At 65.8% G+C, this 25505-nt stretch carries 18 protein-coding genes; 9 read left to right on the top strand and 9 right to left on the bottom strand.

What is annotated here, in order from left to right:
* Nucleotides 1-69: 69 nt before the first annotated feature.
* The 6 genes from accC to ACM42_RS25995 form a co-directional block, all read right to left on the bottom strand.
* Nucleotides 70-1428, bottom strand: coding sequence for an acetyl-CoA carboxylase biotin carboxylase subunit (gene accC, locus ACM42_RS25970; protein ID WP_271530544.1), 1359 nt, complete (start codon nt 1426-1428; stop codon nt 70-72).
* Between the two features lie 80 nt (nt 1429-1508).
* On the bottom strand, nt 1509-1997 hold the full coding sequence (gene accB / locus ACM42_RS25975) for an acetyl-CoA carboxylase biotin carboxyl carrier protein (protein WP_271530545.1): 489 nt from the start codon (nt 1995-1997) through the stop codon (nt 1509-1511).
* A 35-nt stretch (nt 1998-2032) separates the two neighbouring features.
* Nucleotides 2033-2500, bottom strand: a complete 468-nt coding sequence (gene aroQ / locus ACM42_RS25980) for a type II 3-dehydroquinate dehydratase (RefSeq protein WP_028177213.1) — start codon at nt 2498-2500, stop codon at nt 2033-2035.
* A 227-nt stretch (nt 2501-2727) separates the two neighbouring features.
* Entirely contained in the window at nt 2728-3564 is an 837-nt protein-coding gene (locus ACM42_RS25985; protein ID WP_271530546.1) for a DUF1236 domain-containing protein, read from the bottom strand.
* A 223-nt stretch (nt 3565-3787) separates the two neighbouring features.
* Nucleotides 3788-4555 carry a DsbA family protein gene (locus ACM42_RS25990; protein ID WP_271530547.1) on the bottom strand — a complete coding sequence of 256 codons (768 nt, stop codon included), beginning with the start codon at nt 4553-4555 and terminating at the stop codon, nt 3788-3790.
* A 98-nt stretch (nt 4556-4653) separates the two neighbouring features.
* Nucleotides 4654-6054: a M48 family metalloprotease gene (locus ACM42_RS25995; RefSeq protein WP_271530548.1), complete on the bottom strand. Its 1401-nt coding sequence runs from the start codon at nt 6052-6054 to the stop codon at nt 4654-4656.
* A 193-nt stretch (nt 6055-6247) separates the two neighbouring features.
* On the opposite strand from ACM42_RS25995, the gene ACM42_RS26000 reads away from it, so the two are divergent.
* The 4 genes from ACM42_RS26000 (at nt 6248) to ACM42_RS26015 (ending at nt 11783) form a co-directional block, all read left to right on the top strand.
* A complete protein-coding gene (locus ACM42_RS26000; protein ID WP_271530549.1) occupies nt 6248-7435 on the top strand; it encodes a pyridoxal phosphate-dependent aminotransferase in 1188 nt (395 codons plus the stop codon).
* 92 nt (nt 7436-7527) lie between these two features.
* The gene (locus ACM42_RS26005) at nt 7528-8085 is read left to right on the top strand and encodes a biotin transporter BioY (protein WP_271530734.1); all 558 of its coding nucleotides are present in this window, start codon (nt 7528-7530) and stop codon (nt 8083-8085) included.
* A gap of 84 nt (nt 8086-8169) precedes the next feature.
* Entirely contained in the window at nt 8170-9504 is a 1335-nt protein-coding gene (locus ACM42_RS26010) for a dicarboxylate/amino acid:cation symporter (RefSeq protein ID WP_271530550.1), read from the top strand.
* Between the two features lie 221 nt (nt 9505-9725).
* Nucleotides 9726-11783, top strand: a complete 2058-nt coding sequence (locus ACM42_RS26015) for a tetratricopeptide repeat protein (protein ID WP_271530735.1) — start codon at nt 9726-9728, stop codon at nt 11781-11783.
* On the opposite strand, the gene ACM42_RS26020 is transcribed toward ACM42_RS26015, so the two are convergent.
* Together ACM42_RS26020 and ACM42_RS26025 are read right to left on the bottom strand one after the other, a co-directional pair.
* Complete coding sequence (locus tag ACM42_RS26020; RefSeq protein ID WP_271530551.1) at nt 11780-13012, bottom strand: NAD(P)/FAD-dependent oxidoreductase; 1233 nt, start codon at nt 13010-13012, stop codon at nt 11780-11782. The two genes, ACM42_RS26015 and ACM42_RS26020, sit on opposite strands and share 4 nt — an antisense overlap.
* Nucleotides 13013-13077: 65 nt before the next feature.
* Entirely contained in the window at nt 13078-16227 is a 3150-nt protein-coding gene (locus ACM42_RS26025) for an Rne/Rng family ribonuclease (RefSeq protein WP_442868947.1), read from the bottom strand.
* Nucleotides 16228-16930: 703 nt separating this feature from the next.
* Between ACM42_RS26025 and ACM42_RS26035 the strand changes: the two genes are divergently transcribed.
* From ACM42_RS26035 to ACM42_RS26055, 5 genes are all read left to right on the top strand, one after another.
* Nucleotides 16931-18226, top strand: a complete 1296-nt coding sequence (locus tag ACM42_RS26035) for an N-acetylmuramoyl-L-alanine amidase (RefSeq protein ID WP_271530554.1) — start codon at nt 16931-16933, stop codon at nt 18224-18226.
* A 229-nt stretch (nt 18227-18455) separates the two neighbouring features.
* Nucleotides 18456-20957: a penicillin-binding protein 1A gene (locus ACM42_RS26040; RefSeq protein ID WP_271530555.1), complete on the top strand. Its 2502-nt coding sequence runs from the start codon at nt 18456-18458 to the stop codon at nt 20955-20957.
* A gap of 214 nt (nt 20958-21171) precedes the next feature.
* A protein-coding gene (prfB, locus tag ACM42_RS26045) for a peptide chain release factor 2 (RefSeq protein ID WP_194387559.1) occupies nt 21172-22303 on the top strand; the annotation gives its coding sequence in 2 pieces (ribosomal slippage) (nt 21172-21240 and nt 21242-22303; 1131 coding nt in all).
* 2 nt (nt 22304-22305) lie between these two features.
* Entirely contained in the window at nt 22306-23184 is an 879-nt protein-coding gene (locus ACM42_RS26050) for an NAD(P)-dependent oxidoreductase (protein ID WP_271530557.1), read from the top strand.
* Nucleotides 23185-23321: 137 nt separating this feature from the next.
* Nucleotides 23322-24329, top strand: a complete 1008-nt coding sequence (locus tag ACM42_RS26055) for a DMT family transporter (RefSeq protein WP_271530736.1) — start codon at nt 23322-23324, stop codon at nt 24327-24329.
* Here ACM42_RS26055 and ACM42_RS26060 read toward each other — a convergent pair.
* On the bottom strand, nt 24217-25497 hold the full coding sequence (locus ACM42_RS26060; RefSeq protein WP_271530558.1) for an O-antigen ligase family protein: 1281 nt from the start codon (nt 25495-25497) through the stop codon (nt 24217-24219). The genes ACM42_RS26055 and ACM42_RS26060 overlap by 113 nt on opposite strands.
* Between the last annotated feature and the right edge of the window lie 8 nt (nt 25498-25505).

Consider the following 25505-nt stretch of genomic DNA (forward strand, 5'->3'; position numbering starts at 1 on the left):
ACGCCCCCTTGGAACTAGCCCCAACCGTCCAGAACGCGATTGGGGCCAAAGGGTTCCACAAGGAGAAGATTATCTCGCTTCGGGTTCCGGCTTGCCGGCGAGGTACTGCTCCAGCCAGTGGATGTGGTAGTCGCCGTTGATGATGTCGTCTTCGCGCACCAGCGCCCGGAACAGCGGCAGCGTGGTCTCGATGCCTTCGACCACCATCTCATCCAGCGCCCGGCGCAGCCGCATCAGGCATTCGGCGCGGGTCTTGCCGTGCACGATCAGCTTGCCGACCAGCGAATCATAATAGGGCGGGATCGTGTAGCCCTGATAGACGGCGGAATCGATCCGGACGCCGAGGCCGCCGGGCGGATGATATTGCAGGATCCGGCCGGGCGAGGGGCGGAAGGTCTGCGGATTCTCGGCGTTGATGCGGCACTCGATCGCGTGGCCGATGACCTGGATTTCGTCCTGCCTGGCGGGCAGGTCGCCGCCGGCGGCGATGCGGATCTGCTCCAGCACGAGGTCGATGTCGGTGATGCTCTCGGTGACGGGATGCTCGACCTGGATGCGGGTGTTCATCTCGATGAAGTAGAACTCGCCGTCCTCGTACAGGAACTCGATGGTGCCGACGCCGAGATATTTCATCTCGCGCATCGCTTTCGCGCAGGTCTCGCCGATCTTGGCCCGCGCCGCGGCGGACAGCACGGGCGAGGGGCCTTCCTCCCAGACCTTCTGGTGCCGGCGCTGCAGCGAGCAGTCGCGCTCGCCGAGGTGGATCGCGCCGCCGCGGCCGTCGCCGAGGATCTGGATCTCGATGTGGCGCGGCTTCTGGAGGTATTTTTCCAGATAGACGGAAGCATCGCCAAAGGCGGACCTGGCCTCGTTGGCCGCGGTCGACAGCGCCAGCTGGAGGTCGGCCTCGCCGTGCGCGACCTTCATGCCGCGGCCGCCACCGCCGGCCGCCGCCTTCACCAGCACCGGGAAGCCGATCTTCCTGGCGATCGCCATCGCGTCGTCATCGGGACCGACCGCACCGTCGGAGCCGGGCACCACGGGAATGCCGAGGCGCTTCGCCGTCTTCTTGGCTTCGATCTTGTCGCCCATCAGGCGGATGTGCTCGGCCTTCGGGCCGATGAAATGCAGATTGTGCTCGGCGAGGATTTCCGCAAAGCGCGCGTTCTCGGAGAGGAAGCCGTAACCGGGATGCACGGCATCGGCGCCCGTGATCTCGCAGGCCGCGAGCAGCGCGGGCACGTTGAGATAGCTGTCCTTGGACGACGGCGGCCCGATGCACACGCTCTCGTCCGACAGCCGCACATGCATGGCATCGGCGTCGGCCGTGGAGTGCACGGCGACGGTCGCGATCCCGAGCTCCTTGCAGGCCCTGAGGATGCGAAGGGCGATCTCGCCGCGATTGGCTATGAGGATCTTGTCGAACATGGTGCCTCAGGGGCGAATGGGGAATAGCGAATGGCGAATAGGGAGGAGTGGCTGTGCGCCACTCGCTCTTCGCCACTCCCTCACTCGATGATGACGAGCGGCTCGCCGTACTCGACCGGCTGGCCATCCTCGACCAGGATCTGCGTCACCGTGCCGGCGCGCGGCGAAGGAATCTGGTTCATCGTCTTCATGGCCTCGATGATCAGCAGCGTCTGGCCGACCGAGACCTTGGTGCCGACCTCGATGAACGGCTTTGCGCCCGGCTCCGGCGCCCAATAGGCGGTGCCGACCATCGGCGAGGTCACGGCGCCGGGATGCTTCGACAGATCGGAAGCGGCAGTGGCGGTCGCGCTTGCAGCCGCCGTCATGGCGGCAGGAGCGGCCGCCATCGGCATCGGCATGGTCGCGGCCACGCTGATGTTGCGGGCGACGCGCAGGCGCAGCCCCGCCCGCTCGATCTCGATCTCGGTAAGGCTGGTCTCATCGAGCAGCAAGGCAAGCTCGCGGATGAGCGCCGAATCCTCGCTGGAAAACTTTGCGGCTGCTTTGTCGTCTGGCTGGCGCGCCATGTTGTTTGATCCGAATGTTCTGTTGGAAGGGAGCGTCAGGCGTTGGGCTTGATGCCGAGCTTGGCGGCAAGGCCCTGAATGGCGAGGCGGTAGCCCTCGATGCCGAAACCGCAGAGCGAGGCGAAGGCCGCGCGTGCGGTGTAGGAATGGTGACGAAAGCTCTCGCGGGCATGGATGTTGGTCACGTGCACCTCGACCGTCGGGATCTGCACCGCGAGCAGTGCGTCGTGCAGCGCGATGGAGGTGTGGGAATAGCCGCCGGCATTGATGACGATGCCCTTCATCTTGCGCCGGTGCGCCTCATGGATGAAGTCGATCAGCTCGCCTTCGCGGTTGGACTGCCGGCAGTCGGCCTTCAGGCCGAAGGTCGCCGCTGTCTCCCGGCACAGCGCCTCGACGTCGGCCAGCGTCGCATGACCATACTTTTCGGGCTCGCGCGTCCCCAGCATGTTGAGGTTCGGCCCGTTCAGGACGAGGATCGTGTCGGTTGCAGGTTCGGCCATTCCAATCCCGGAAGAGGTGCTTCGGCGTGGCGGGGTTATAGGTAACAAAGCGCGTGAGGGGAAGCCTCGAAGGGCCTCAGGGGCGGGTTCAGGCACCTCACCCAGTGCGCAAAAATCTGTGCGGAAACTACGGAAATTGCTTGTTAACCAGTCCGAAGCGTGGCTGCGGGCCGAATGCAAAGGGGGCGGGCATTGCTGCCCGCCCCCGAAGTTGCCGCTGTCCTGCCTTAGACGTTCAGGACCGCGACGATCTCGTAGGTGTCCGGATCGATGATCACGATCTCATCGCGGACCAGGACGTACCTGTAGGACCGCCACTCCGGATAAATGGTCACGACCCGCGACGGCAGGGCGTGCAGCGTAATGCCCTCCCGCGGGATGCGGGTGCCGACCGAGATCGAGAAGTTCACGTTCGTTACCGGAGCGACGCGCTGCTCGCGGATCACCGACGTGATCTGCGTCCGCTGCTCAGTCGAAAGCTTTGCAGCGGCACCGGCCTGGCCGACCGTGGTCGAACTCTGGCCCTGCGCGTTCTGGGTCGTGCTGGTGCCGGTGCCCGGCCGGTTCTCGGCGTTGTTGGTCGAGGTGCCGCTCTTGCTGCCCTCAGCCTTCATGTCCTTCTGGTCCTTGCTGCCGGACTTGCTGGTGTCCTGGCTCATGCTCTTGGACTTGTCCTGCTGGGACTTGTCCATTTGACCCTGCGCGCGATCATCGGTGCGCTGGCCCTTGGTGGCGCCGGCCTTGTCCTCGGCCGCGTTCTTGTTCATCGCGCCGCCCGGGCGCTCTTCCTTCATCGCACCGGACTTGTCTTCGGAGGCGCGATCGGACTTCATCGTGCTGGAGCCGCCGGCCTGGCCGACAGTACCCTTGTCATGGCTCATGGAATCGCGACCCATCGAGCCACCGCGCTCTGCGGCGCCGCCGGAAGGCTGCGATTGCTGCATCTGCTGCGAGCCACCGGCGCTGCCGCCGCTGTCGCGGCCCATGGTGCCCTGTGCGTTTGCCAGACCGGTCCCCGCGACGAGTGCGACTGCGGCAACCGAGATCATAAAGCGGTTCAACATCGAAATTCTCCTCACGTGTCTCTTGCGTCATTGCCCGCGCCGACAACGAAAGGAGATTTGAGTTGTTCCGGAACTTCGTCTGTTCCGCGTCATTTGTTTGTTGAACGCCAGATGAACGACTTCGCACGAAGACGCCAACGTTTGGCGCGCGAAAGAAAAGGCCGGCTCTTCAGCCGGCCCTTTGCATGCACGAGTTGTGCAAGGCGCGATCAGCAAGTCGCCTCTAGCAAGTCGCCTTGCCGCAGCGGGCAATGCCGATCTTTTCCCTGAGGCCTTCGACGCCGACGGCGCCGATCACGATCTGCTTGCCGATGACGTAGCTCGGCGTGCCGTTCATGCCCATCGCTTCGGCAAGCTTGAAGTTCTCCTCGATGGTGGCGCGCACCTCGGGGCTGGCGATGTCCTTCTCGATTCGAGCCGTGTCGAGGCCGGCTTCCTTCGCCGCCTGAATCGCGCGCGCCTTGTCGGCGGCGCCCCGGCCGCCGAGCAGTCTCTGGTGGAAGTCGAGATATTTCTTGCCCGAGGGATCCTGCATCCGCACCGCGACTGCGACCTGGGCCGCTTCGACCGAACCCTGGCTCAGCACCGGAAACTCCTTCAGCACGACCTTCAGCTTCGGATCGCTCTTCATGAGAGTGAGCATGTCGTCCATGGCGCGCTTGCAGTAGCCGCAATTGTAGTCGAAGAACTCGACGAAGGTGACGTCGCCGTCCTTGTTGCCGAGCACGACCTGGCGCGGCGAGTTGAAGATCGCTTCGGCATTCTGCGCAATGCTGGCTTCGTGCTTCTGCGTTTCGGCCGCGGCCTGGCGCTTGCTGAGCTCGGCCATGGCCTCCTCGAGCACCTCGGGATGGCTGACGAGGTACTTCTTGATGATGGCCTCGATGTCGGTGCGCTGGGCATCGGAGAAGCTGTCGGCCGACGCGGGCACGGCTGCGCCGAACATGGCGAGCGCGAACAATGCGGGAGCAAGCAGGCGCAACGAAGGCATAGGTAAATCCTCTTATCCAAAGCAGGTTTCGATGAACGTCCCGGCGGACTTAAGCTCGGTGTCGTGACGTCGTGGTATCGGGCGTCGTTCGAGTTGCGTCAGTTGCGCGGCGGCTTCGCCGCCACGATGTCGTCGGCCTTGACCCATCCGGGCGTGCCGATGGCGAAACGGGTTTTCGCGCGCGTTGCAAGCTCGCGGGCGGTCTTGTTGTCGCCGCGCAAGTAAGCGGCCTGGGCCGAGGCGAGATCTGCCTCGGCGTAGTCTCCCTTCCGGCCATAGGCCATTGCGAGCTGGGTATAACCGAGCGCCGCCTCGGGCTCTCGAGCCACCGCAGCGCGGAGAATCCGAACGGCGTCGTCGGTGTAGGCCTTATTATCTGCTCCAACCAGAGCCTGCCCAAGTAACATCTCGATGAGGGGGGCGTTGTTCGAGAGCTGCGCTGCCTTGCGCAGGGGAGCGATCGCTTCGGCCGGCTTGCCGCTCTCCAAAAGCGCCTGGCCGCGCACTTCGTAGAAGTACGGGTTGTTCGGCTGAACCTGGATCAGCGCATCGATCTGGGTGAGCGCGCTGCGCAAATCCCCATGCAGATAGGTGCTGATGGCGCGGGCATAGCGCGCCGGCAGGCTGTCGTTGGTCTGGGGATAGCGGCGGTACACCGTCTCCGGCCGCTCCATGAAGGCTGATATCTTGGCGCGGACCATGTCGTGCCGGAGCTGAAGCGCGGGATCGTCCTTCTTGTTCCAGTATGGGCTGGTGCCTGCGAATTCCTGGAGTGCGGCGACGCGCTCGGCCGGCATCGGATGCGACTGGAGATAGGGATCGGCGCCGCGCGACGCGAACAGGCTCTCGCTGGTGAAGCGCTTGAAGGTCTCGTACATGCCCTTCGGCGATTGCTGGGTCGCCGTCAGGAATTTCACGCCGGCGCGGTCGGCGTTCTCCTCCTGCTGGCGCTGGTAGGATAGCAGCGTACGGCGGATCATCTCCTGCGGAGCGGCGATCGCGGCTGCGCCGGCATTGGCCAGCCCGTTGTTGCCGGCGCTCGAGCTGCGGGTGCTGCCGGCGGCGATCGCGCCGGCGCCGAGCAGCATCGCGATGATCATCTGGGTCTGGGCCGTGGCGAGCTGCTCGCGCAGCTTGGACAGGTGACCGCCGGCCAGATGTCCGGTCTCGTGCGCGAGCACGCCGATGATCTGGTTCGGCGTCTCCGACTGGAGGATCGCGCCCCAATTGACGAAGATGCGGCGGCCGTCCGCGACGAACGCGTTGAACGAGCCGTCGTTGATGATCACCATCTGGATGTTCTGCTTCTCCAGACCCGCGACGCGCAGGATCGGGCGGGTGTATTCGCGCAGCAGCTGCTCGGTCTCGGTGTCGCGCAGGACCGGCGGCCCCTTGGCCTGTGCCCGCGCGGCCGAGAACGGCGTCAGCGCGATGGCCGCGGCCGTGACGAGGGCGGTGAGAGCGGAGGCCTTCTGGCGCAATGCGATCCTGAGCAACATCGAGCGGTCTGGGTCAAACGGTCTTGGTCAGCAGTTTCGTGATTGGTTTGGCGATTGGCGGCGGACCGGATCCGCGATATGCCCCTTGTGAGCCGTGCCCTTTATGAGCCGTACAATACGGCCAGTCTGGGGCGCAAGCGCCCTGTTTTCCGGACCGGACGGATCCGGTCGGCCAGCGAAATAGCAGAAATCGATGCAGGATGCGACATTGAGGAACCGGTTGGGGCAGTGGCTCGAGCCCTCCCGCCGCAGCGATGTTCCCCCGTTCATGGTGATGGACGTCATGGCGGCGGCGGCCCGAATCGAGGCCGCCGGCGGTCATGTCATCCATATGGAGGTCGGCCAGCCCGCGGCCGGCGCGCCCAGGACCGCGATCGCAGCCGCTCATGCGGCGCTGGAGGCCGGTCGGATCGACTATACCTCCGCGCTCGGCATCCCCAGCCTGCGGGAGCGCATCGCGCGCCATTATCGCGACACCTATGGCTGCGACGTCAGCCCCGAGCGGATCGTGGTGACCACAGGCTCCTCCGGCGGCTTCATCCTGGCTTTCCTGTCGATGTTCGAGCCCGGCGATCGCGTCGCCGTGACCGTGCCGGGCTATCCACCGTACCGTCACATCCTCACCGCGCTCGGCTGCGAGCCGGTGCTGATCGAGACCACGAACGAGACGCGCCACGCGCTCACCGGTGAGGCGCTCATCGCCGCCCACGGCAAGGCGCCGCTGAAGGGCGTGCTGGTCGGCAGTCCCGCCAATCCGACGGGCACGATGATGTCCCGCGAAGCGCTCGCCGGTCTCATCGCGGCCGCGGAAGACGCTGGCATCCGCTTCATCTCGGATGAGATCTATCACGGGCTCGATTACGCGTTTCCGGCCGTGACGGCGGCGGCACTGTCCGAGCACGCACTCGTGATCAACTCGTTCTCGAAGTATTTTTGCATGACGGGCTGGCGCGTCGGCTGGATGGTCGTGCCAGAGATCCTGGTGCGGCCGATCGAGCGGCTCCAGCAGAACCTCTCGATCTCGGTGCCGTCGCTGTCGCAGATCGCGGCAGAGGCTGCCTTCGACGGCGCGGCAGAGATGGAGGAGATCAAGCACGGCTATCAGGAAAACCGGCGTATCCTGATCGATGGATTGCCCAAGGCCGGACTGACGAGATTCCTGCCGGCCGATGGCGCCTTCTATCTTTACGCCGACGTCTCGGATTTCACCTCGGACAGTTTCGAGTTCGCCAAGCAGATGCTGGAGCAGGCGCGCGTGGCGGCAACGCCCGGCCTCGATTTCGATCCGATCCATGGCCGTTCATTCGTACGGTTTTCCTATGCCCGCTCGCCCGATGAGATGCGCGAGGCAGTTGACCGGATTGCTGAGTGGCTTAAATAACTGCGCCAGTTTTCTTCAGCTTTCCGGAGTTCAACTTGTCAGACCGATCCGTCCCGTCCGCCGCTGCGCCACATTCCTCTCTCGCCGCTTTGATGTGGCCGACCCGGCCGGGCGAAGCCGTCGGCGCGCTGCGTGCCGTCGTGCTGATTGCGCTCGGCACCGCGCTGATGGCGCTGTCAGCCAAGGTGAACCTGCCGCTGCCCTATGTGCCGATGACCCTGCAGACGCTGGTGGTGCTGATGATCGGCGCCGCCTATGGCTGGCGCCTTGGCAGCGCAACCATGATTGCCTACCTCGCCGAGGGCGCGATCGGGCTGCCGGTGTTCGCCGGTCCCGTGGGTGGGATTGCGCCGCTGGTCGGCCCGACCGCGGGCTATCTGTTCGGTTTCGTGCTGGCCGCCTTCGTGACCGGCTGGCTCGCCGAGCGCGGCTGGGATCGCAGCGTGATGCTGCTGTTTGCGGCGATGGCCGTTGGCCATATCGTCATTCTGGCCACCGGCTTCGGCTGGCTGGCTTTTGGCCTGGGTCTCGGCGCCGCCAAGGCCTGGCAGGTCGGCATCGTGCCGTTCATTGCGGCCTCGCTGGTCAAGAATGCGCTCGGCGCGGCCCTGATGCCGGCGGCACGCCGGATCGTCGAGCGCCGCGGGTAAGGCGCGCTACAACCAGCAGTTCCAATTGACAGGGCCGGCCAAGTTGATCTTGGCTGGCCAGATGTTTTGAGGGGGAGTGAAACCATGACGACGACAACGATGGCGGGAGCGCCGGTCGCGCCGCCCGTCGCCAAGCCGTGGTACAAGGTCCTCTACGTCCAGGTGCTGATCGCGATCGTGCTCGGCGCCATCGTCGGCTGGCTGTGGCCTCAGTTCGCCACCAACGAATGGATCAAGGCGCTCGGCGACGGCTTCATCAAGCTGATCAAGATGGTGATCGCCCCGATCATCTTCTGCACCGTGGTCTCCGGCATCGCCCATATCCAGGACGCCAAGAAGGTCGGCCGCATCGGCGTCAAGGCGCTGGTCTATTTCGAGGTCGTCTCGACCTTCGCACTGGTGATCGGTCTCATCGTCGGCAATCTCGTCAAGCCGGGCTCCGGCTTCGGCAATGCGGCGGCGAACGAGGCGGCCGTTGCAGGCTACGCCAAGCAGGCGGCCGGCCAGAGGTCCGTCGACTTCGTGCTGCACATCATTCCCGACACCGTGGTCGGCGCCTTCGCACAAGGCGAAATTCTGCAGGTGCTGCTGTTCGCGGTGCTGTTCGGCTTTGCTTTGATGAGCCTCGGCGAGCGCGGCCATACGATTCGCAGCTTCATCGACGATGCTGCGCACGCGGTGTTCGGCGTCATCTCGATCGTCATGCGCGCGGCGCCGATCGGTGCGTTCGGTGCGATGGCCTATACGATCGGCAAGTTCGGTACCGGCGCCATCCTTAACCTGCTCGGCCTGATCGCCACGTTCTATGTCACCGCGGCACTGTTCGTGTTCGTCGTGCTCGGCCTCATCGCGCGCATGGCCGGCTTCTCGATCTTCAAGTTCCTGGCCTACATCAAGGACGAGCTGCTGATCGTGCTCGGCACCTCGTCCTCGGAAAGCGCGCTGCCGTCCCTCATGGAGAAGCTGGAGCGGCTCGGCTGCTCCAAGTCGGTGGTCGGCCTCGTGGTGCCCACGGGCTACTCGTTCAACCTCGACGGCACCAACATCTACATGACGTTGGCGACCCTGTTCATCGCGCAGGCGCTCGGCGTCGATCTTTCCTTCGGCCAGCAACTCACGATCCTGGTCGTGGCGATGCTGACCTCGAAGGGCGCCTCCGGCATCACCGGCGCGGGCTTCATCACGCTGGCGGCGACGCTCGCCGTGGTCGATCCACGCCTCGTGCCGGGCATGGCGATCGTGCTCGGCATCGACAAGTTCATGAGCGAGTGCCGTGCGCTGACCAATCTGTGCGGCAACGGCGTCGCCTGCGTGATCGTGGCCTGGTGGGAAGGCGAGCTCGACCGCGACAAGCTCAACGCCAACCTCGCCAAGCAGATCGATCCGACCGACATGGAGACGGCGATCACGACGGACTGATCCGGCGATCGCCTGCGGCGGCGCATGCGCCGTCAGGTCCTGAAGTAACCGGGCTGGTCGATATCCTCGATCAGCCCTTTTTCTTTGGGCGCTTGCCCCGGCGATTTCGATATTGCGCCGTGCGCGCGGACTGACGGAATTTTCGACCTCGCGCGTTCAACCTGCATCTCGGATCTCGAAAGGGTGGGGGTATCGTGGGCAATGCGGCTGTGAATCCGATCATGGTGCAGGCGGCGGAGCATTTTGCGGCGGGCCGGCCGGAGCAGGCGGATGCCTTGTGCGAGGAGGTCCTGAGGGCCGAGCCGGATCACCTCCCGGCGCTGCATCTGGCCGCCGTCGCCGCCTTCGTCACGGATCGTGCCGCCGACGGCGCCGCGCTGCTCGGCCGCCTCTTCGACATCGATCCCGACCACGCGCCAGCGCTGGTCACGCTGGGCGATGCGCTGGCGGTGAAGGGCGAGCATGAGGGGGCCGTGGCCGCGTTCGAGCGGGCGCTCCGCCGGCGCCCGGACGACGCCGGCCTTCACAACAAGCTTGGCGTGGCGCTCGGCGAGCTCGCGCGTTTCGGCGAGGCCGAGGTCGCCTATCGCCGTGCGATGATGCTCGATACGCATCTGACGCGGGCGTGTTTCAACCTCGCCGTCGCGCTGGCCGAGCAGGGACGGCTGACCGAAGCGGAAGAGGCCTATCGCGCGCTGATTGCGCGCGAGCCCGCTTATCGCGGCGCCTGGCTCAATCTCGGCAACGTCCTTGCGGACCAGGACAGGCTGGACGAGGCCGCGGCCGCCTATCGTCGCGCCCTCGACGCCGATCCGGACAATCCGGGGCTGCTCTGCAATCTTGGCGCGGCGCTCTATCGGCAGGGATTGCTCGGGGACGCCATCGAGCAGTACCGCCGCGCCGTCGCGCTTGGGCCGGACAACATCGCGGCGCTGCGCCTGCTCGGCCTCGTCCTGCACGAGGATGGTCAGCTGCGCGAGGCTGCCGAGGTCTACAGACGGACATTTGCGCTCGATCCGGCGGACCATGTGATCGCAACCAATCTCGGCGCCTGCTACTCCGAGCTCGGCGCGCTCGATGAGGCGATCGCATGCTGTGAAAGCGCTCTGCTGCTCAAGCCCGATCACGCGCCGGCCTACACCAATGTCGGCATCATCTTCGAAAAGCAGGAGCGCGTCGCCGACGCGGTTGCCGCCCATCGCTGCGCGGTTGCCGCCGATCCGGGCTATGCCAAGGGCCACGCCAATCTGGCGGTGGCGCTGCGCAATGCCGGAGAGATCGACGAGGCGCTCGCGGTCTCGCGCCATGCGGTTGCGCTCGATCCCGAGCAGCCGCTCGCCCAGTACAATCACGCACACTTGCTGCTGATGAACGGTGACTTCGCCAATGGCTTCGAAGCGTATCGGTGGCGGCACAAATCCAAGGCGCTCTCGGACGGTGACCCCACATTCAGCGAGCCGGAATGGCAGGGGGAGCCGCTCGATGGCCGCACATTGCTGCTGTTTGCCGAATACGGGCTCGGCGACGCGCTGCATTTCGTGCGCTATCTGCCGATGGTGACGGCGAGGGGCGGAAATATCGTCCTCCAGGTGCAGCCCGCACTCGCCTCCCTGCTGCGAACGCTGCCCGATGTGACCGTGATCCCGCGCGGCGAACCGCTGCCGCCGTTCGACCTGCAACTGCCGCTGATGAGCCTGCCGCGCGTGTTCGGCACCACGCTCGACACCATTCCGGCCGACGTTCCGTATCTGCATGCCGATCCCGCAAGACTTTTGCGCTGGCGGGCTGCGCTCGCCGGCGTGACGGCCCTGAAGGTCGGCGTGGCCTGGGCCGGGAATATCAGGCACAAGGGCGACCGGCAGCGCTCGCTGTCGGCCGAGGCCGTGCTGCCGCGCCTGGTGATGCCGGGCGTGCAGCTCTACAGTCTGCAAAAGGAGCCGCGCCCCGACGATGGTCCGGTCCTCGCGGCTCTCAACCGCGATATCGTCGATCTTGCCCCCGCCCTCGGCGATTTCGCCGATACGGCGGCGGCCGTCGCGTCGCTTGATCTCGTCATCGCCGTCGACACGTCGGTCGCGCATCTTGCCGGCGCGCTCGGCCGTCCGGTGTGGATGCTCACGCCTTACGCGCTCGACTGGCGCTGGCTGCGCGATCGCGAGGACACTCCCTGGTATCCGACCATGCGGCTGTTCCGCCAGCGCAGGCCGCGCGAATGGGACGACCCGCTGATGCGCCTGTCGGCCGCGCTCGCAGTCCTCGCCGCGAAAGCAGGGAGTTAGAACCGCTCGGGCCGGTATGGCGTGGGATCGACCGCCGGCGTCTCGCCGCTCATGATCTCGGCGAGCAGGCGTCCGGTCGCGGGTCCCAGCGTAAAGCCCTGATGACCATGGCCGAAGTTCATCCAGAGGCCGGGGTGGCGCGGGGCGCGGCCGAGCACCGGGAGCATGTCGGGCGTGCAGGGCCGAGTGCCGAACCACGGGTCCGGCTCGACCCGCTTGCCGAGGTCGATCAGCTCGCGTGCCGAGGCTTCGGCGCTGGCGAGTTGCACCGGTGTTGCCAGCGCATCCGGCCCCGTCAGCTCCGCTCCCGTCGTGATGCGAATGCCCTTGGCCATCGGACCCATGGCATAGCCGCCGGTCTTGTCGATCAGCGGCAGGTCGAGCGAAGCGCCGCCGCTGTAATGCATGTGGTAGCCGCGCTTGCGCACCAGCGGGATGCGATAGCCGAATTTGTGGAGGAGGTCGGGCGACCACGGCCCGAGCGTCACGACGGCGTCGGGAGCATCGAGGCGTCCGCCGTCGGTACCGACCGACCAGCCGGTCGCGGTCTGTTGCAGCGACTGCGCATCACCGAGCACGATCGTGCCGCCGAGGCGCTCGAACAACTCGGCATAGGCGGTGACCAGTGCGCCGGGATCCGACACGGTCCAGGTGTCGAGCCAATGGATCGCGCCGGGGAGATCGTCGCGCAGGATCGGCTCGGCCTTGGCAAGCTCGCTGCCCGACAGCACGCGAAAGTTCACGCCGAATTCGCGCTGATCCTCTTCCGCGGCCTTGATCGAGAGATCCAATGAAGCGGGATCGCGAAACAACGCTCGATAGCCGGCACGGCGGATGAAATTATCGGCATGGGCCTCGCGGATCAGGATGTCGTGCTCGGCCGTCGCGTAGGCGATCAGCCGTGCCCATGCCTCGATCGCCTCGCGATGCCGCTTCGGCGCCGAATGCCACCAGTAGCGGAGCAGGGGCTCGATGTGGAGATGGAGGGAGGAGAGGCTGTAGCGCACGTCGTTGGTGCGGCCGGTCGCGATCTTCAAGAGCGAAGCGAAGTCGCGCGGCATGGGATAGGGGCGTACCGCTTCCGCCTGGATCATCCCGGCATTGCCGTAGCTGGTCTCGCGACCCGGCTCCCTGCGGTCGACGAGCGTGATGGACCAGCCGCGCTGCTGCAGGTGCAGCGCCGCACTCACACCGATCATGCCACCGCCGAGAACTATTGCACGTCGCATCGAAACTGACCTCGTCAACCAAAAACCGCCCGGTTTGGCCGGGCGGTTTCATCTGGATGTCCCTGTTATTCGCCGCCGCCGAAGCGGCGCGACCACCAGCCGGCGCGGCGTGGGGCCGCCGGCGTTTCGCTCGTGGGCTCCGGCGCAGGCTCGGGTGCCGGCGCAGCGACCGGCTCGTTTACCTGCGCGACCGGCGTTGCCGGCTCGGGCTGGCTGTTCACCAGGAAGCTCACCTTTTCCCGGACCGTGGAGCGGCGCCGCGCGGCCTTGTCGCCGGCGGACTCTTCTTCTGACGTTGCCGTCGTCGTGGCGGAAGCCGGCTCCGGCTGGGTCGGCGCCTCGGCGCGCGGTTCGGGCTGCTCGATTTGCGGCTCGGTGGTGTGCTCGGCCTGGATGTGCTCGGCCTGTGCGATGGAGGGCGCAGCCTCGCTGCCGAAGCCGTCGAAATCGGCAACCGCGTCGGTCGCCTCCGACGGCTGACTGGCGCCGAGCTCGTCACCGATGGAGCCGGCGAGACCTTCCTCGCCGCCACCGCGACGGCGACGTCCGCCGCGGCGACCACGCCGACGCCGGCGCTCGCCGCTGCCCTGCTGCTCGCCACGGGCTGCCTGTTCCTCGCCTTCCTCGCCGTCCTGCTCGGACTCGGTATCGTCTTCACCTTCACCGGCCATCACGGCCGCTTCGGGGAGCGTGGGGGCGGTATCCTCGCGCAACTCCCCCTCGCGCTGGCTACCGCGGCCGCGCCGGCGGCGACGGCGCTTGCGGCGCTGGCCGTCCTGCTCGGAGGCTGCCTCGCCGGCAGCCTGCTCGTCAGCAAGACCTTCGGTCTCGTCGGTCTCGACCTCGGATTCAGTCTCAAGGTCGAAGCCATCCTCGTCGTCATAGGCTTCTTCGACCTGTGGCGGCGGGCTCGCAGCCACTTGCGCAGCGAGCAGCGCCTTGGCGGCTTCGAGCGTGTGCACCTGCTCGCCGCGGTCGATCACATATGCCTGCGGTCCGCTGACGGTGGGATCGGCGATGACCGACAGCGTGACTTTGAAGCTGTTCTCGAGGTCGCGCAGATGGCCACGCTTGTGATTCAGCACATAGAGCGCGACGTCGGTGCGGGTGCGGACCACGAGATTGTGGGTCGCGCCCTTCATCAGGATCTCTTCGAGGCCGCGCAGCAGCTGCAGCGCCACCGAAGACACCGAACGGACGTGACCGGTGCCGCCGCAATGCGGGCACGGATCGGTCGAGCTCTCCAGCACGCTGGCGCGGATGCGCTGGCGCGACATCTCGAGCAGGCCGAAATGCGAGATGCGGCCGACCTGGATGCGCGCGCGATCCTGCCGGAGGCAATCGGACAGCTTGCGCTCGACCGCGCGGTTGTTGCGCTTCTCGTCCATGTCGATGAAGTCGATGACGATCAGGCCCGCGAGGTCGCGCAGCCGGAGCTGGCGGGCGACCTCTTCGGCCGCCTCCAGATTGGTCTTGAGCGCGGTGTCCTCGATATGGTGCTCCCGCGTCGATCGTCCGGAGTTGACGTCGATCGAGACCAGCGCTTCGGTCTGGTTGATCACGATGTAGCCGCCGGAGCGCAGCTGCACGGTCGGCGAGAACATCGCGTCCAGCTGGCTCTCGACGCCCATGCGCGAGAACAGCGGCTGGCCGTCGCGATACTGCTTCACCGCGCCGACATTGGCGGGCATCAGCATCTTCATGAAATCGCGGGCTTCGCGGTAGCCGGATTCGCCGGCGACCTGAATCTCGTCGATCTCCTTGTTGTAGAGGTCGCGCAGCGAGCGCTTGATCAGCGAGCCTTCCTCGTAGACGAGGGTCGGGGCCTGCGACTTCAGCGTGAGGTCGCGTACCGTTTCCCACATCCGGATCAGATATTCGAAGTCGCGCTTGATCTCGGGCTTGGTGCGGGAAGCGCCTGCCGTGCGCAGGATGATGCCCATGCCCTCGGGCACGTCGAGATCCTGCACCACTTCCTTCAGGCGCGAACGATCCTGCGCGCTGGTGATCTTGCGGCTGATGCCGCCGCCGCGCGCGGTGTTGGGCATCAGCACGGCATAGCGGCCGGCGAGCGAGAGGTAGGTCGTCAGCGCCGCGCCCTTGTTGCCGCGCTCTTCCTTGACCACCTGCACCAGCATCACCTGGCGGCGCTTGATGACTTCCTGGATCTTGTACTGACGGCGCGGACGGAAGGTGCGCTCCGGCACTTCCTCCAGCACATCGTCGCCGCCGACGGATTCGACGACTTCCTCTTCGGCTTCCTCGCCGTCCTCGTCCTCGTCTTCGTCGTCTTCGGTGGTTGCTTCCGCAGCCTCGGCGGACGTCTCGGCATTCTCGCCGTCGGCGTACATCGCATCGGCCGGCTCGGCGGCCGATGTCACGGCCTCAGCCAGAGCTTCCGCATGGGCTTCAGGAACGTGAGCTTCGAAGGTCTGGGCATCCTGCGGCTCGGCACCGGCCTCGGCCGCGACCACGGGCTCGGCGCCGACGGCCGCGACAGGCGCGGGCGTCTCGTCGGCATGATCATGGTCGTGATGATCATGGTGGTGATCGTGGTCGTGATGATCGCGCTGGTGATCGTGACCGGGGTCGCGCTCCCCGGCGTGCTCGTCATCATGGGCATGATGATCGTCGTGATCATGCTCGCCATGAGCATGTTCGCCCTGATCGTGGTCGTGGTGATCGTGGCTTTCGTGCTCGCCGCGGTGCTCCGCATCGGCGTGCAGATGCTCGCCCTCGTACGGCGCGCCTTCCGTGTGCGGGGCCTCGCCCTCCGAGGGCTGGGCTGCGGGATCGGCGCCGACCTCGAGGCCTTCGACGATGTCGCTGCGCACGCGCTCGCCATGACCGCGGCGGCGGGCGTTGCGGTGGCGCGAACGGCGGCGGCCGTGCGAGCGGTTCTCGCTCTCTTCCTCGGCCTCGCGATGGGCCTGCTCCTCGGCCTCGATCAGCGCCTGCCGGTCGGCGACCGGGATCTGATAATAGTCGGGATGGATTTCGCTGAAGGCGAGGAAGCCGTGGCGATTGCCGCCATATTCGACGAAGGCGGCCTGGAGCGAGGGTTCGACCCTTGTGACCTTGGCGAGGTAGATGTTCCCGCGCAGTTGCTTGCGTTGCGCGGTTTCGAAATCAAACTCTTCGACGCGATTGCCGCGGACCACGACGACCCGGGTCTCTTCCGGGTGGGTGGCATCGATCAACATCTTGTTGGGCATGTCTTAACTCTTGGCGGCGGCGGACGCGATAAACCGTGGGCGCGTATCGCGCCGCCGGGTGACGCGACGGTCCACCTGATTCGGGGGTGAGGGGAAGGCCGAAACGCCGTCTCTCGCGCCTTGCCGAACCGGAAGCTTCAGGACCGTTGCGACGCGCGGGATTGTCACTCCGCAGCGTCGCGAATGGTCCTTCAGATTTCGTCGGCACAGTCTGGCGCATCAAGCGTCGGCCCGTATGAAACATTGGGCGACGAGGCCGCCCTTTCAGTTGCTGCTGGCCAGGCACGGCGCAAGCGCGCTCGCCTTGGGGATCACGAACCGCCCCCTTGGGATCAAGGGACCGGGTAATGGGTTACGCCGCCGTCAGAACCGTCCCGGTAACATGAGTGGTAACCCGAGACCGTCCGCCGCCGGTGCCTGACCCGCTCCACCTCGCTGCCGCGCACCGCGCTGGTCTTAGAGGGAAGCGGAAAACGCTGGAATCCCCAAAACTTGGGAGTTCCGGCGCAGCGCCGGGAGGCTGAATGCGACACAACCTGAAATATCGGCCGTCAGCATTCCGTACATACGAGGAATGAGCCATCCGTGCAAGGGAAGCGTCGCACGGCGGTCACAGTCGCCGAGTTTCGCGCTTCTGTCATTAAAGAGCGATTAACCCTGTGGTTCTATTGCGTTAAGAGGGCTGCTCGGAGGCACGGAATCGGTGGCGAGCCGCACAAATCGACGGGTTTTGCTGGGAGGCGTGTTGCTGTGCATCGCAGCGCTGCCGTGTGCTGATTCCTCGCGCCTCATTGCTGCGGAAAGCCAGCCGCAGCCCGTTGTTGCCGCAGCGAATTTTCCGGTGGCCTCGGCCGCCCGGCTGGCCGGAGATGGCAAGCAGACCCGCTTCGTCCTCGACCTCGACCGGACCGTTACCTTCCGCACCGCCACGCTGGCCGACCCCTTCCGCGTGGTGGTGGACGTGCCGCAAGTCAATTTCCAGCTGCCTGCCGGCACCGGGAGCGGGGGGCGGGGGCTGATCAAGGCTTTCCGCTACGGTCTGGTCATGCCCGGCGGCTCGCGAATCGTGTTCGACCTGACGGGGCCGGCAAAGATCGCCAATTCCTACGTGGTCGAAGCCGCCAACGGCCAGCCGGCCCGGCTCGTGCTCGAGCTGGAGGAGATCGAGCGCGCCGCCTTCGTGGCATCGCTCAGCCCTGAAAACCGTCCCGAGCTGCGGCCCGCGATCGCCGAGGCGCCGCCGGCCACGGTTCCCGCCAAGGCAACCGCGGATGCCGCGCAGCACAAGGCCGACGACCGGCCGGTGGTCGTGATCGATCCCGGCCATGGCGGCATCGACAACGGCACGCAGTCGGGAGGCGAGAGCGAGAAGAACCTGGTGCTCGCTTTTGGCCTGGCGCTCCGGGACAAGCTGGAAAAGGGCGGCAAATACCGCGTGGTGATGACGCGGGACGACGACACCTTCATCCCCCTCAATGACCGGACCAAGATCGCCCGCAACCACAAGGCGGCTTTGTTCGTCTCGATTCATGCCGATGCGCTGCCTCGTGCCGAGGGCGATGCGCAGGGCGCGACCATCTATACGCTCTCAGATAAGGCGTCCGACGCCGAGGCCCAGCGGCTGGCGGACGCCGAGAACCGGGCCGATGCGATCGCCGGCTTCAACCTCGCCGAGGAGCCCAACGACGTCGCCGATATCCTGATCGACCTCACGCAGAGGGAAACCCGCACATTTTCAAACCGTTTCGCCCGCCTCTTGATGGGTGAAATGAAGGCGACGGTGCGGATGCACAAGCATCCCCTGAAGTCCGCCGGCTTCCGGGTGCTGAAGGCGCCCGACGTGCCCTCGGTGCTGGTCGAGATCGGTTATGTCTCCAACAAGGGGGATCTCGAGCACCTGGTCTCCGAGGGGTGGCGGTCGCGTGCCGTGGGCTCGATGGCACAGGCAATCGACGGATTTTTGACCAAGCGGATGGCCACGGCCGGGACTCCGAACTGAATGGGTTGATCCCTCCCGATCCAAAGGCCCTAGTTTGGCCACAGCGGACGCTCTATAAAAACCCCGCAGGGGGGTCGGAATCGGCGAGAATCCTGCTCGGCAAGCGTCGGAAGTCCGGCACTGATGTGATTGCGTAGGCCGGCGAATTCGCGACGTGAGGTTGGCGGCCATTTGGGGTCGCTATGGGCTGATACTGGGCTGATCCAGAGTTTGAACGGATAAACTGATAATGCGCTTGCTGGTGCGGTTCATGGGCTTCCTGTTCGCCGCGGGAACGGTGGTGTTCCTTGTCGGTGTCGGGGCCGTGGCAGGCCTGATCTGGCATTTCTCCAAGGACTTGCCGGACTATTCTCAGCTTCAGGATTACGAGCCGCCGGTGATGACCCGCGTGCACGCGGTCGACGGTTCGCTGCTCGGCGAATACGCCAAGGAGCGGCGGCTGTATCTGCCGATCCAGGCCGTGCCCAAGCTCGTGATCAACGCGTTCCTGGCCGCCGAGGACAAGAATTTCTACGAGCACGGCGGCATCGACTACACCGGCATGGCGCGCGCAGGATTGCTTTATCTGCAGAACTACGGCTCCAACCGCCGCCCGCAGGGTGCGTCCACCATCACCCAACAGGTCGCCAAGAACTTCCTGCTGACCAACGAGGTCTCCTTCGCCCGCAAGATCAAGGAAGCCTTGCTGGCGATGCGCATCGAGAAAACCTACTCGAAGGACAAGATCCTCGAGCTGTACCTGAACGAAATCTATCTGGGCCTCGGCGCCTACGGCATCGCCGCCGCCTCGCTGGTCTATTTCGACAAGTCGGTGAACGAGCTGACGGTGGCGGAAGCGTCCTATCTGGCGGCGCTGCCGAAGATGCCGGCGACGCTGCATCCGGTCCGCAACCGCGACCGCGCCATCGAGCGCCGCAATTATGTGATCGACCGTCTGCTCGAGAACGGCTGGATCAAGCAGGCCGACGCCGACAAGGCGCGCAAGGAGCCGCTGGCCGTCACCAGCCGGTCCAATGGCGCCCACACCTTCGCCGGCGAATATTTCGCCGAGGAAGTCCGCCGCGACATCTTCGAACGCTACGGCGAGAAGAAGCTGTATGAAGGCGGCCTGTCGGTTCGCACCACGCTCGATCCGAAGATCCAGGTCATGGCGCGCAAGGCCATGGTCGCCGGCCTTGTGAACTACGACGAGCAGCAGGGCTATCGCGGCGCCATGAGCAAGCTCGATGTTTCGGGCGACTGGGGCGTGAAGCTCGCCGAGATCAAATCGCTCTCCGACATCTCGCCATGGCGCATGGCGGTGGTGCTGGAGACCAGCGACCAGTCGGCGCGCATCGGCTTCCAGCCGAGCCGCGAGCTCGGCGGCGCGGTGAGCAAGCAGCGCGAGACCGGAATCGTCACTGTCGACGGCGTGCGCTGGGCGCGGGCCTTGCAGGGCGGCACGAAGGGCAAGACACCGACGGCCGTGTCTCAGGTGCTTCAGCCCGGCGACGTCATTTATGCCGATCCGCTCTACAAGGACGGCCAGCCCGTCGAGGGCCAGTACCGGCTCCGCCAGATCCCGGAGGTCTCCGGCGCCATGGTTGTGATGGATCCCTGGACGGGCCGCGTGCTCGCGATGGTCGGCGGCTTCTCGTTCGACCAGAGCCAGTTCAATCGCGCCACCCAAGCCTATCGGCAGCCGGGTTCGTCGTTCAAGCCGATCGTCTACTCGGCCGCGCTCGACAACGGCTATACGCCCTCGACCGTCGTGCTCGATGCGCCGATCGAAATCGATCAGGGCCAGGGCGCCGGCGTGTGGCGGCCTGAAAACTTCTCCTCGGGCAAGTTCCAGGGACCGGTGACGCTGCGCAACGCGCTGCGCCAGTCGCTGAACACCGTGACGGTGCGCCTCGCGCAGGACATCGGCATGCCCCTGATTGGCGAATACGCCCGCCGTTTCGGCGTCTATGACGAGCTGCCGAACTATCTCTCCTATGCGCTGGGCGCCGGCGAGACCACGGCGATGCGCATGGTCACGGCTTACTCGATGCTCGCCAATGGCGGCCGCCGCGTGAAGCCGACGCTGATCGACCGCATCCAGGACCGTTACGGCCACACCATCTTCAAGCACGACCAGCGCGAATGCCGCGGCTGCGACGCGCCGGGCGGCTGGAAGAACCAGCCCGAGCCGCAGCTGATCGACCGCCGCGAGCAGGTGCTGGACTCCATGACCGCCTATCAGATCACCGAGCTGATGGAAGGCGTTGTGCAGGCCGGTACGGCCACGGTCATCAAGGACGTCGGCAAACCCGTCGCCGGCAAGACCGGCACCACCAACGAGGCCAAGGACGCCTGGTTCGTCGGCTTCTCGCCCGATATCGCCGTCGCCATCTATATGGGCTACGACAAGCCGCGTCCGCTGGGTAAGGGCAATGCCGCGACCGGCGGCCATCTGGCAGCTCCGATCGCGCGCGATTTCCTCAAGCTCGCGCTCGCCGACAAGCCCGCTGTGCCGTTCAAGGTGCCGGCCGGCATCAAGCTCGTGCGTGTCGTCGCCAAGACCGGCATGCGCGCCGGCCCCGGCGAGACCGGCGGAACCATCCTCGAAGCCTTCAAGCCGGGCACGGCCCCGCCGGACAATTATTCGGTCATCGGCGTTGCCGACGCCGACGGGCGCATGCCGGCCTCGCAGCAGCAGCAGCCGGATTCCGGCTTCTTCATGCGGCCGGGCACCGGCGGGCTGTACTAAAGCTTGATCCGGAAAAGTGCGCAGCGGTTTTCCGAAAAGATCATGCTTAAACAACAACCTAAAGCGCGATGACGATTGATCCTGATCGCATCGCGCTTTAAGGCTCAGGACAAGACAGACGATCGCGGTCCCGGCGGTTGCGCTTTGCAGCCGCCGCCGCTACATCCCAACCTCAATTGCTTGCGGGACCAGTTCCGCGAAACCAGAGAACGACATGCGCGCCGAAATCGAACGGTTGGTAGAAGAGATCAAGCAGTCAGTCGGGCTGCTGAGGAGGCATCTTTGACGTCGAGAAATCGACGGCGCGCCTCGCTGAGCTGAACAAGCTCGCAGAAGATCCCAACCTCTGGAACGATCCCCAGAAAGCCCAGAAGCTGATGCAGGAGCGCACCTCGCTCGAGGATGCGCTCTCAGGTATCGGCAAGGTCGAGCAGGAGCTCGAAGACGACATCGGCATGATCGAGCTCGGCGAGGCCGAGGGCGATGACGGCGTCGTTGCGGAAGCCGAAGCTGCGCTGAAGAACCTCAAGAAGGAAGTGGCGCGGCGCGAGCTCGAGGCGCTGCTGTCGGGCGAGGCCGACCGCTTCGATTCCTATCTCGAGGTTCATGCCGGCGCCGGCGGCACCGAGAGCCAGGACTGGGCGCAGATGCTGCTGCGCATGTACACGCGCTGGGCCGAAAACCACGGCTTCAAGGTCGAGTTTCTGGAAGAATCCGAGGGCGAAGAGGCCGGGATCAAGTCCGCGACCATCCAGGTCTCCGGGCATAACGCCTATGGCTGGCTGAAGACGGAAGCCGGCGTGCATCGCCTGGTGCGCATCTCGCCGTTCGATTCCAACGCGAGACGGCACACCTCGTTCTCGAGCGTGCAGGTCTTCCCCGTCATCGACGACAGCATCAAGATCGACATCAAGGAATCCGATGTCCGCGTGGACACCATGCGTTCAGGCGGCGCCGGCGGCCAGCACGTCAACAAGACCGAATCGGCAGTGCGCCTGACGCACATTCCGACCGGCGTCGCCGTGGTCTGCCAGGCCGGACGCTCCCAGCACAAGAACCGGGCGCAGGCCTGGGACATGCTGCGCGCGCGGCTCTACGAGATGGAGCTGAAGAAGCGCGAGGAGAAGGCCGCCGCCGATCAGGCGGCCAAGACCGACATCGGCTGGGGCCACCAGATCCGTTCCTACGTGCTGCAGCCCTACCAGATGGTGAAGGATCTGCGCACGGGCGTGCAGACCTCCGACACCGCGGGCGTGCTCGATGGCGAGCTCGACGAGTTCATGGCCGCGACGCTGGCGCAGCGCGCATTCGGCACCACGACCGGCGAGATCGAGGACGTGGACTAGCCATGCCCCGTGTCGCCTTCATCGGATTGGGGCGGATGGGTCACGGCATGGCCGGCCGCTATCTCGATGCCGGCTTCACGGTCAGCTTGTGGAATCGGAGCAAGGCCAAGGCGGAAGACCTGATCGCGCGCGGCGCGCATTGGGCGACCTCGCCGGAGGACGCGGCGATCGATGCCGACGCGGTCGTGACCATGGTCGCCGACGACGAGGCCTCGCGCGCGGTCTGGCTCGGACCCAAGGGTGCGGCCAAGACGGCGAAGGCCGGCACCATCGCGATTGAATGCTCCACAGTCTCCTATGACCACGCGCGCGAGATGGGCCGCGAGCTCAACGCGCGCGGGCTCATCTACATCGATTGCCCCGTCACCGGATTGCCGGACGCGGCGGCGGCCGGGAGGTTGACGCTGCTCGCCGGCGCCGATCCGGCCGATCTCGAGCGTGCGCGGCCTTATCTGACGCCAATCGGCTCGACCATCCGCCATTTCGGGCCGGTCGGCTCCGGCACGGTCTACAAGCTCATCAACAATCTGATGGGCGCGATCCAGATCGCCGGTTTCGCCGAGGGACTCGCGATTGCCGAGCAGGCTGGTCTCGACATGAACCTGGTGCTGGAATCGATCCAGGCGGGCGTGGCGGCAAGCCCGCAGGTGCAGCGTCACTCCAAGCGCATGGTCGCCCGCGATTTCAGCGGTGCGACGTTCACGACGGCGCTGCGGCACAAGGATGCCGCTTATGCGGTGAGGCTCGCCGAGAGCCTGCTGGCCGACAAGCCGCTGGTCGCGCGCGCCGCGGTCGAGGCCTACGCGCAGGCGAAAGATGCGATGCCCGACGATGACGAAGGCCGGATGATCGAGCTGGTATCGCGGCCGAAGCAGCCGTAGCTGGTCGACCCGGGCATCTCGATCGTCGCGTTCATTTTCGCGCATCGGTTTTACAAACCTCTGTTTCATCGGAATTCGGGTGGCGCCCTCGATCGCGCCGGTCTACGCGGGCAGACTTGGCCGCCAAGGTGAGACTCATGCCCCCGAACGACAGGCGGATCGACGCTCGAGACTGGTCGCTGCTCTGCGTGCTCTCCATCCTCTGGGGCGGTTCGTTCTTCTTCAACGGCGCGGCCTTGCGGGAATTGCCGCCGCTGACGCTGGTGTTCCTGCGCGTCGCGCTGGGCGCGGCCATTCTGCTGCCGTTGCTGCGCGTGCAGGGCATCGGCTTTCCCATCGGAGCGACTGGCTGGAAACCGTTCGTCGCGATCGGGCTGCTCAACAACGCCATCCCGTTCTCGCTGATCGTGCTGGGCCAGACTTTCATCCCGAGCGGACTGGCGTCGATCCTGAACGCGACCACGCCGCTGTTCACGGTCATCGTCATGGCGATGGCGGGCGAGGAGACGTTGCAGATGCGGCGCGTGGCCGGCGTGGCGCTTGGCGTCGTCGGCGTAGTCGTCTTGCGCGGATGGGGTGCCGAGACAATGTCGGGGCATGGGCTCGGCATCCTGCTCTGCCTTGGCGGGGCCTTGAGTTATGGCTGTGCGGCACTGGCCGCGCGGCGGCTGCTGAAGGATTCTCCTCCTCTTGGAACGGCGACGTTTCAATTGATGGCATCCACCGTGATGATGGCGATCATCGCCGGTGCGGTAGAGCAGCCCTGGCGTCTTCCTATGCCGAGCATCACGACATGGCTTGCGGTGCTCGGCCTCGCCGGCCTGTCGACGGCGCTCGCCTACATCGTCTTCTTCCAGATCCTGCGGCGCTCTGGCGCGACCAATGTGATGCTGGTGACGCTGCTCATTCCCGTCACCGCCATCCTTCTGGGCTGGCTGGTGCTGGGTGAGCCGATCTCGATGCGCGAGATCGCGGGCGCGATCGTCATCGGCAGCGCGCTGCTGGTGATCGACGGACGAGCGCAGCCAGTGATCACGCGCTGCCTGTCGCTTCTCCGGCTTGGGCCTTCAGCGCCATGCCGCCGGCGACGCCGACGCCAAGCACATACATCCAGCCCTCGTGAAAATCGAACAGGTGTGAGTTGAGCAGCGAGCTCGCGATGTTCTGCACGACGACCACGAGGCCGATCCAGGCGGCGAAGCCTTCACCCGCGAACATGCGAAGATGCGCGATCCACATGGCGTAGAGCAGGACGACACCCAGAAGGCCCCACTGCACCGCGACGTTGAGGGTCTGGTTGTGCGGATTGCTCACGACCTCGGCATCGAGTCTGCTCTCGCTCGTGGCGGCGCGCTCGAACTGGCGCTTGATCGAACCGGTGCCGTGGCCGATCAGAGGCGCCTCGGCAAAGGCATGGAGCGACTTGCGCCAATAGGTCAGCCGCTGCGCGGTCGAGGCGCGGCTGATGTCCTCGTGGCCGTGGCGGTATTCGACGGCGATGTCGTTGATGCGCTGGCGCAGATAGGGCGATGTGGTCCAGGCCAACAGGCTCGCGGCGATCGTGCCTGCGAGCAGGACCAGCGCCGCCCGCCGGCTCAAATGCTTCAAGGCGAACAGGGCCAGCAGCACCGCGATGCAGAGCAGAGCGGTGCGGGCCGAGGCGACGAACACCATGTTGGTGACGAACAGCAGGATCAGGGCCAGGCAGACGATTGTTGCGACCGCGCGTCTGCCGCGCCAGAGGGGCAGCGCGAGCGCAAAGGCGCACAGCGTGAACTCCTGGCTCTGGTCGATGTAGTTCTTGACGGGAACGCCTGACGACGCCGTTGCGGTGATCTTCCAGGCGGGATCGAGCAGCACGATCCAGGAGAACACGGCAAGCAGCGCGCAGGAAGCGAGAAAGGCGATGCAGACATGGAAGCCGCGCTCGGACCGGCTGAAATGGTGGAGCAGCGGCGGAATCAGCATGAGCTTTGCAACCGGCTTGACCGCATGCAGCCGGTCCGCCCACGCCCCCTCTGACCACAGCGTGCCAAGAAGCGCGAGCAGCAGGAGTGCCAAGGGCAAGGCAAACGCCGGCCGCGCGAGCTGGCGCGCATAGTCGCGCCAGGCGATGGTCGGCGTCACCGCAAGCAGCCAGAACCCGACCAGGATCGAAGTCGCGGTGGTCGACCAGGGCAGCGATGCCGCAATCAGGATGACGAGCAGGTCGGCAGCGCGAAACAGCCGGGCGGAATGGCTCAGGGCCTGCGATCGGTCGCGCAAGGTTGGCGGGCTGGCCGGACTGGGCGATACGGCTTGCTCAGCGGTCATGTGGCTGA

The sequence above is a fragment of the Bradyrhizobium sp. CCBAU 25338 genome (assembly GCF_028128965.1).
GTDB lineage: Bacteria > Pseudomonadota > Alphaproteobacteria > Rhizobiales > Xanthobacteraceae > Bradyrhizobium > Bradyrhizobium liaoningense.

Coding starts and splice junctions, on each gene's coding strand:
- accC (WP_271530544.1), bottom strand. CDS start 1,428: ATGTTCGACAAGATCCTCATAGCCAATCGCGGCGAGATCGCCCTTCGC.
- accB (WP_271530545.1), bottom strand. CDS start 1,997: ATGGCGCGCCAGCCAGACGACAAAGCAGCCGCAAAGTTTTCCAGCGAG.
- aroQ (WP_028177213.1), bottom strand. CDS start 2,500: ATGGCCGAACCTGCAACCGACACGATCCTCGTCCTGAACGGGCCGAAC.
- ACM42_RS25985 (WP_271530546.1), bottom strand. CDS start 3,564: ATGTTGAACCGCTTTATGATCTCGGTTGCCGCAGTCGCACTCGTCGCG.
- ACM42_RS25990 (WP_271530547.1), bottom strand. CDS start 4,555: ATGCCTTCGTTGCGCCTGCTTGCTCCCGCATTGTTCGCGCTCGCCATG.
- ACM42_RS25995 (WP_271530548.1), bottom strand. CDS start 6,054: ATGTTGCTCAGGATCGCATTGCGCCAGAAGGCCTCCGCTCTCACCGCC.
- ACM42_RS26000 (WP_271530549.1), top strand. CDS start 6,248: ATGCAGGATGCGACATTGAGGAACCGGTTGGGGCAGTGGCTCGAGCCC.
- ACM42_RS26005 (WP_271530734.1), top strand. CDS start 7,528: ATGTGGCCGACCCGGCCGGGCGAAGCCGTCGGCGCGCTGCGTGCCGTC.
- ACM42_RS26010 (WP_271530550.1), top strand. CDS start 8,170: ATGACGACGACAACGATGGCGGGAGCGCCGGTCGCGCCGCCCGTCGCC.
- ACM42_RS26015 (WP_271530735.1), top strand. CDS start 9,726: ATGGTGCAGGCGGCGGAGCATTTTGCGGCGGGCCGGCCGGAGCAGGCG.
- ACM42_RS26020 (WP_271530551.1), bottom strand. CDS start 13,012: ATGCGACGTGCAATAGTTCTCGGCGGTGGCATGATCGGTGTGAGTGCG.
- ACM42_RS26025 (WP_442868947.1), bottom strand. CDS start 16,227: ATGCCCAACAAGATGTTGATCGATGCCACCCACCCGGAAGAGACCCGG.
- ACM42_RS26040 (WP_271530555.1), top strand. CDS start 18,456: ATGCGCTTGCTGGTGCGGTTCATGGGCTTCCTGTTCGCCGCGGGAACG.
- ACM42_RS26050 (WP_271530557.1), top strand. CDS start 22,306: ATGCCCCGTGTCGCCTTCATCGGATTGGGGCGGATGGGTCACGGCATG.
- ACM42_RS26055 (WP_271530736.1), top strand. CDS start 23,322: ATGCCCCCGAACGACAGGCGGATCGACGCTCGAGACTGGTCGCTGCTC.
- ACM42_RS26060 (WP_271530558.1), bottom strand. CDS start 25,497: ATGACCGCTGAGCAAGCCGTATCGCCCAGTCCGGCCAGCCCGCCAACC.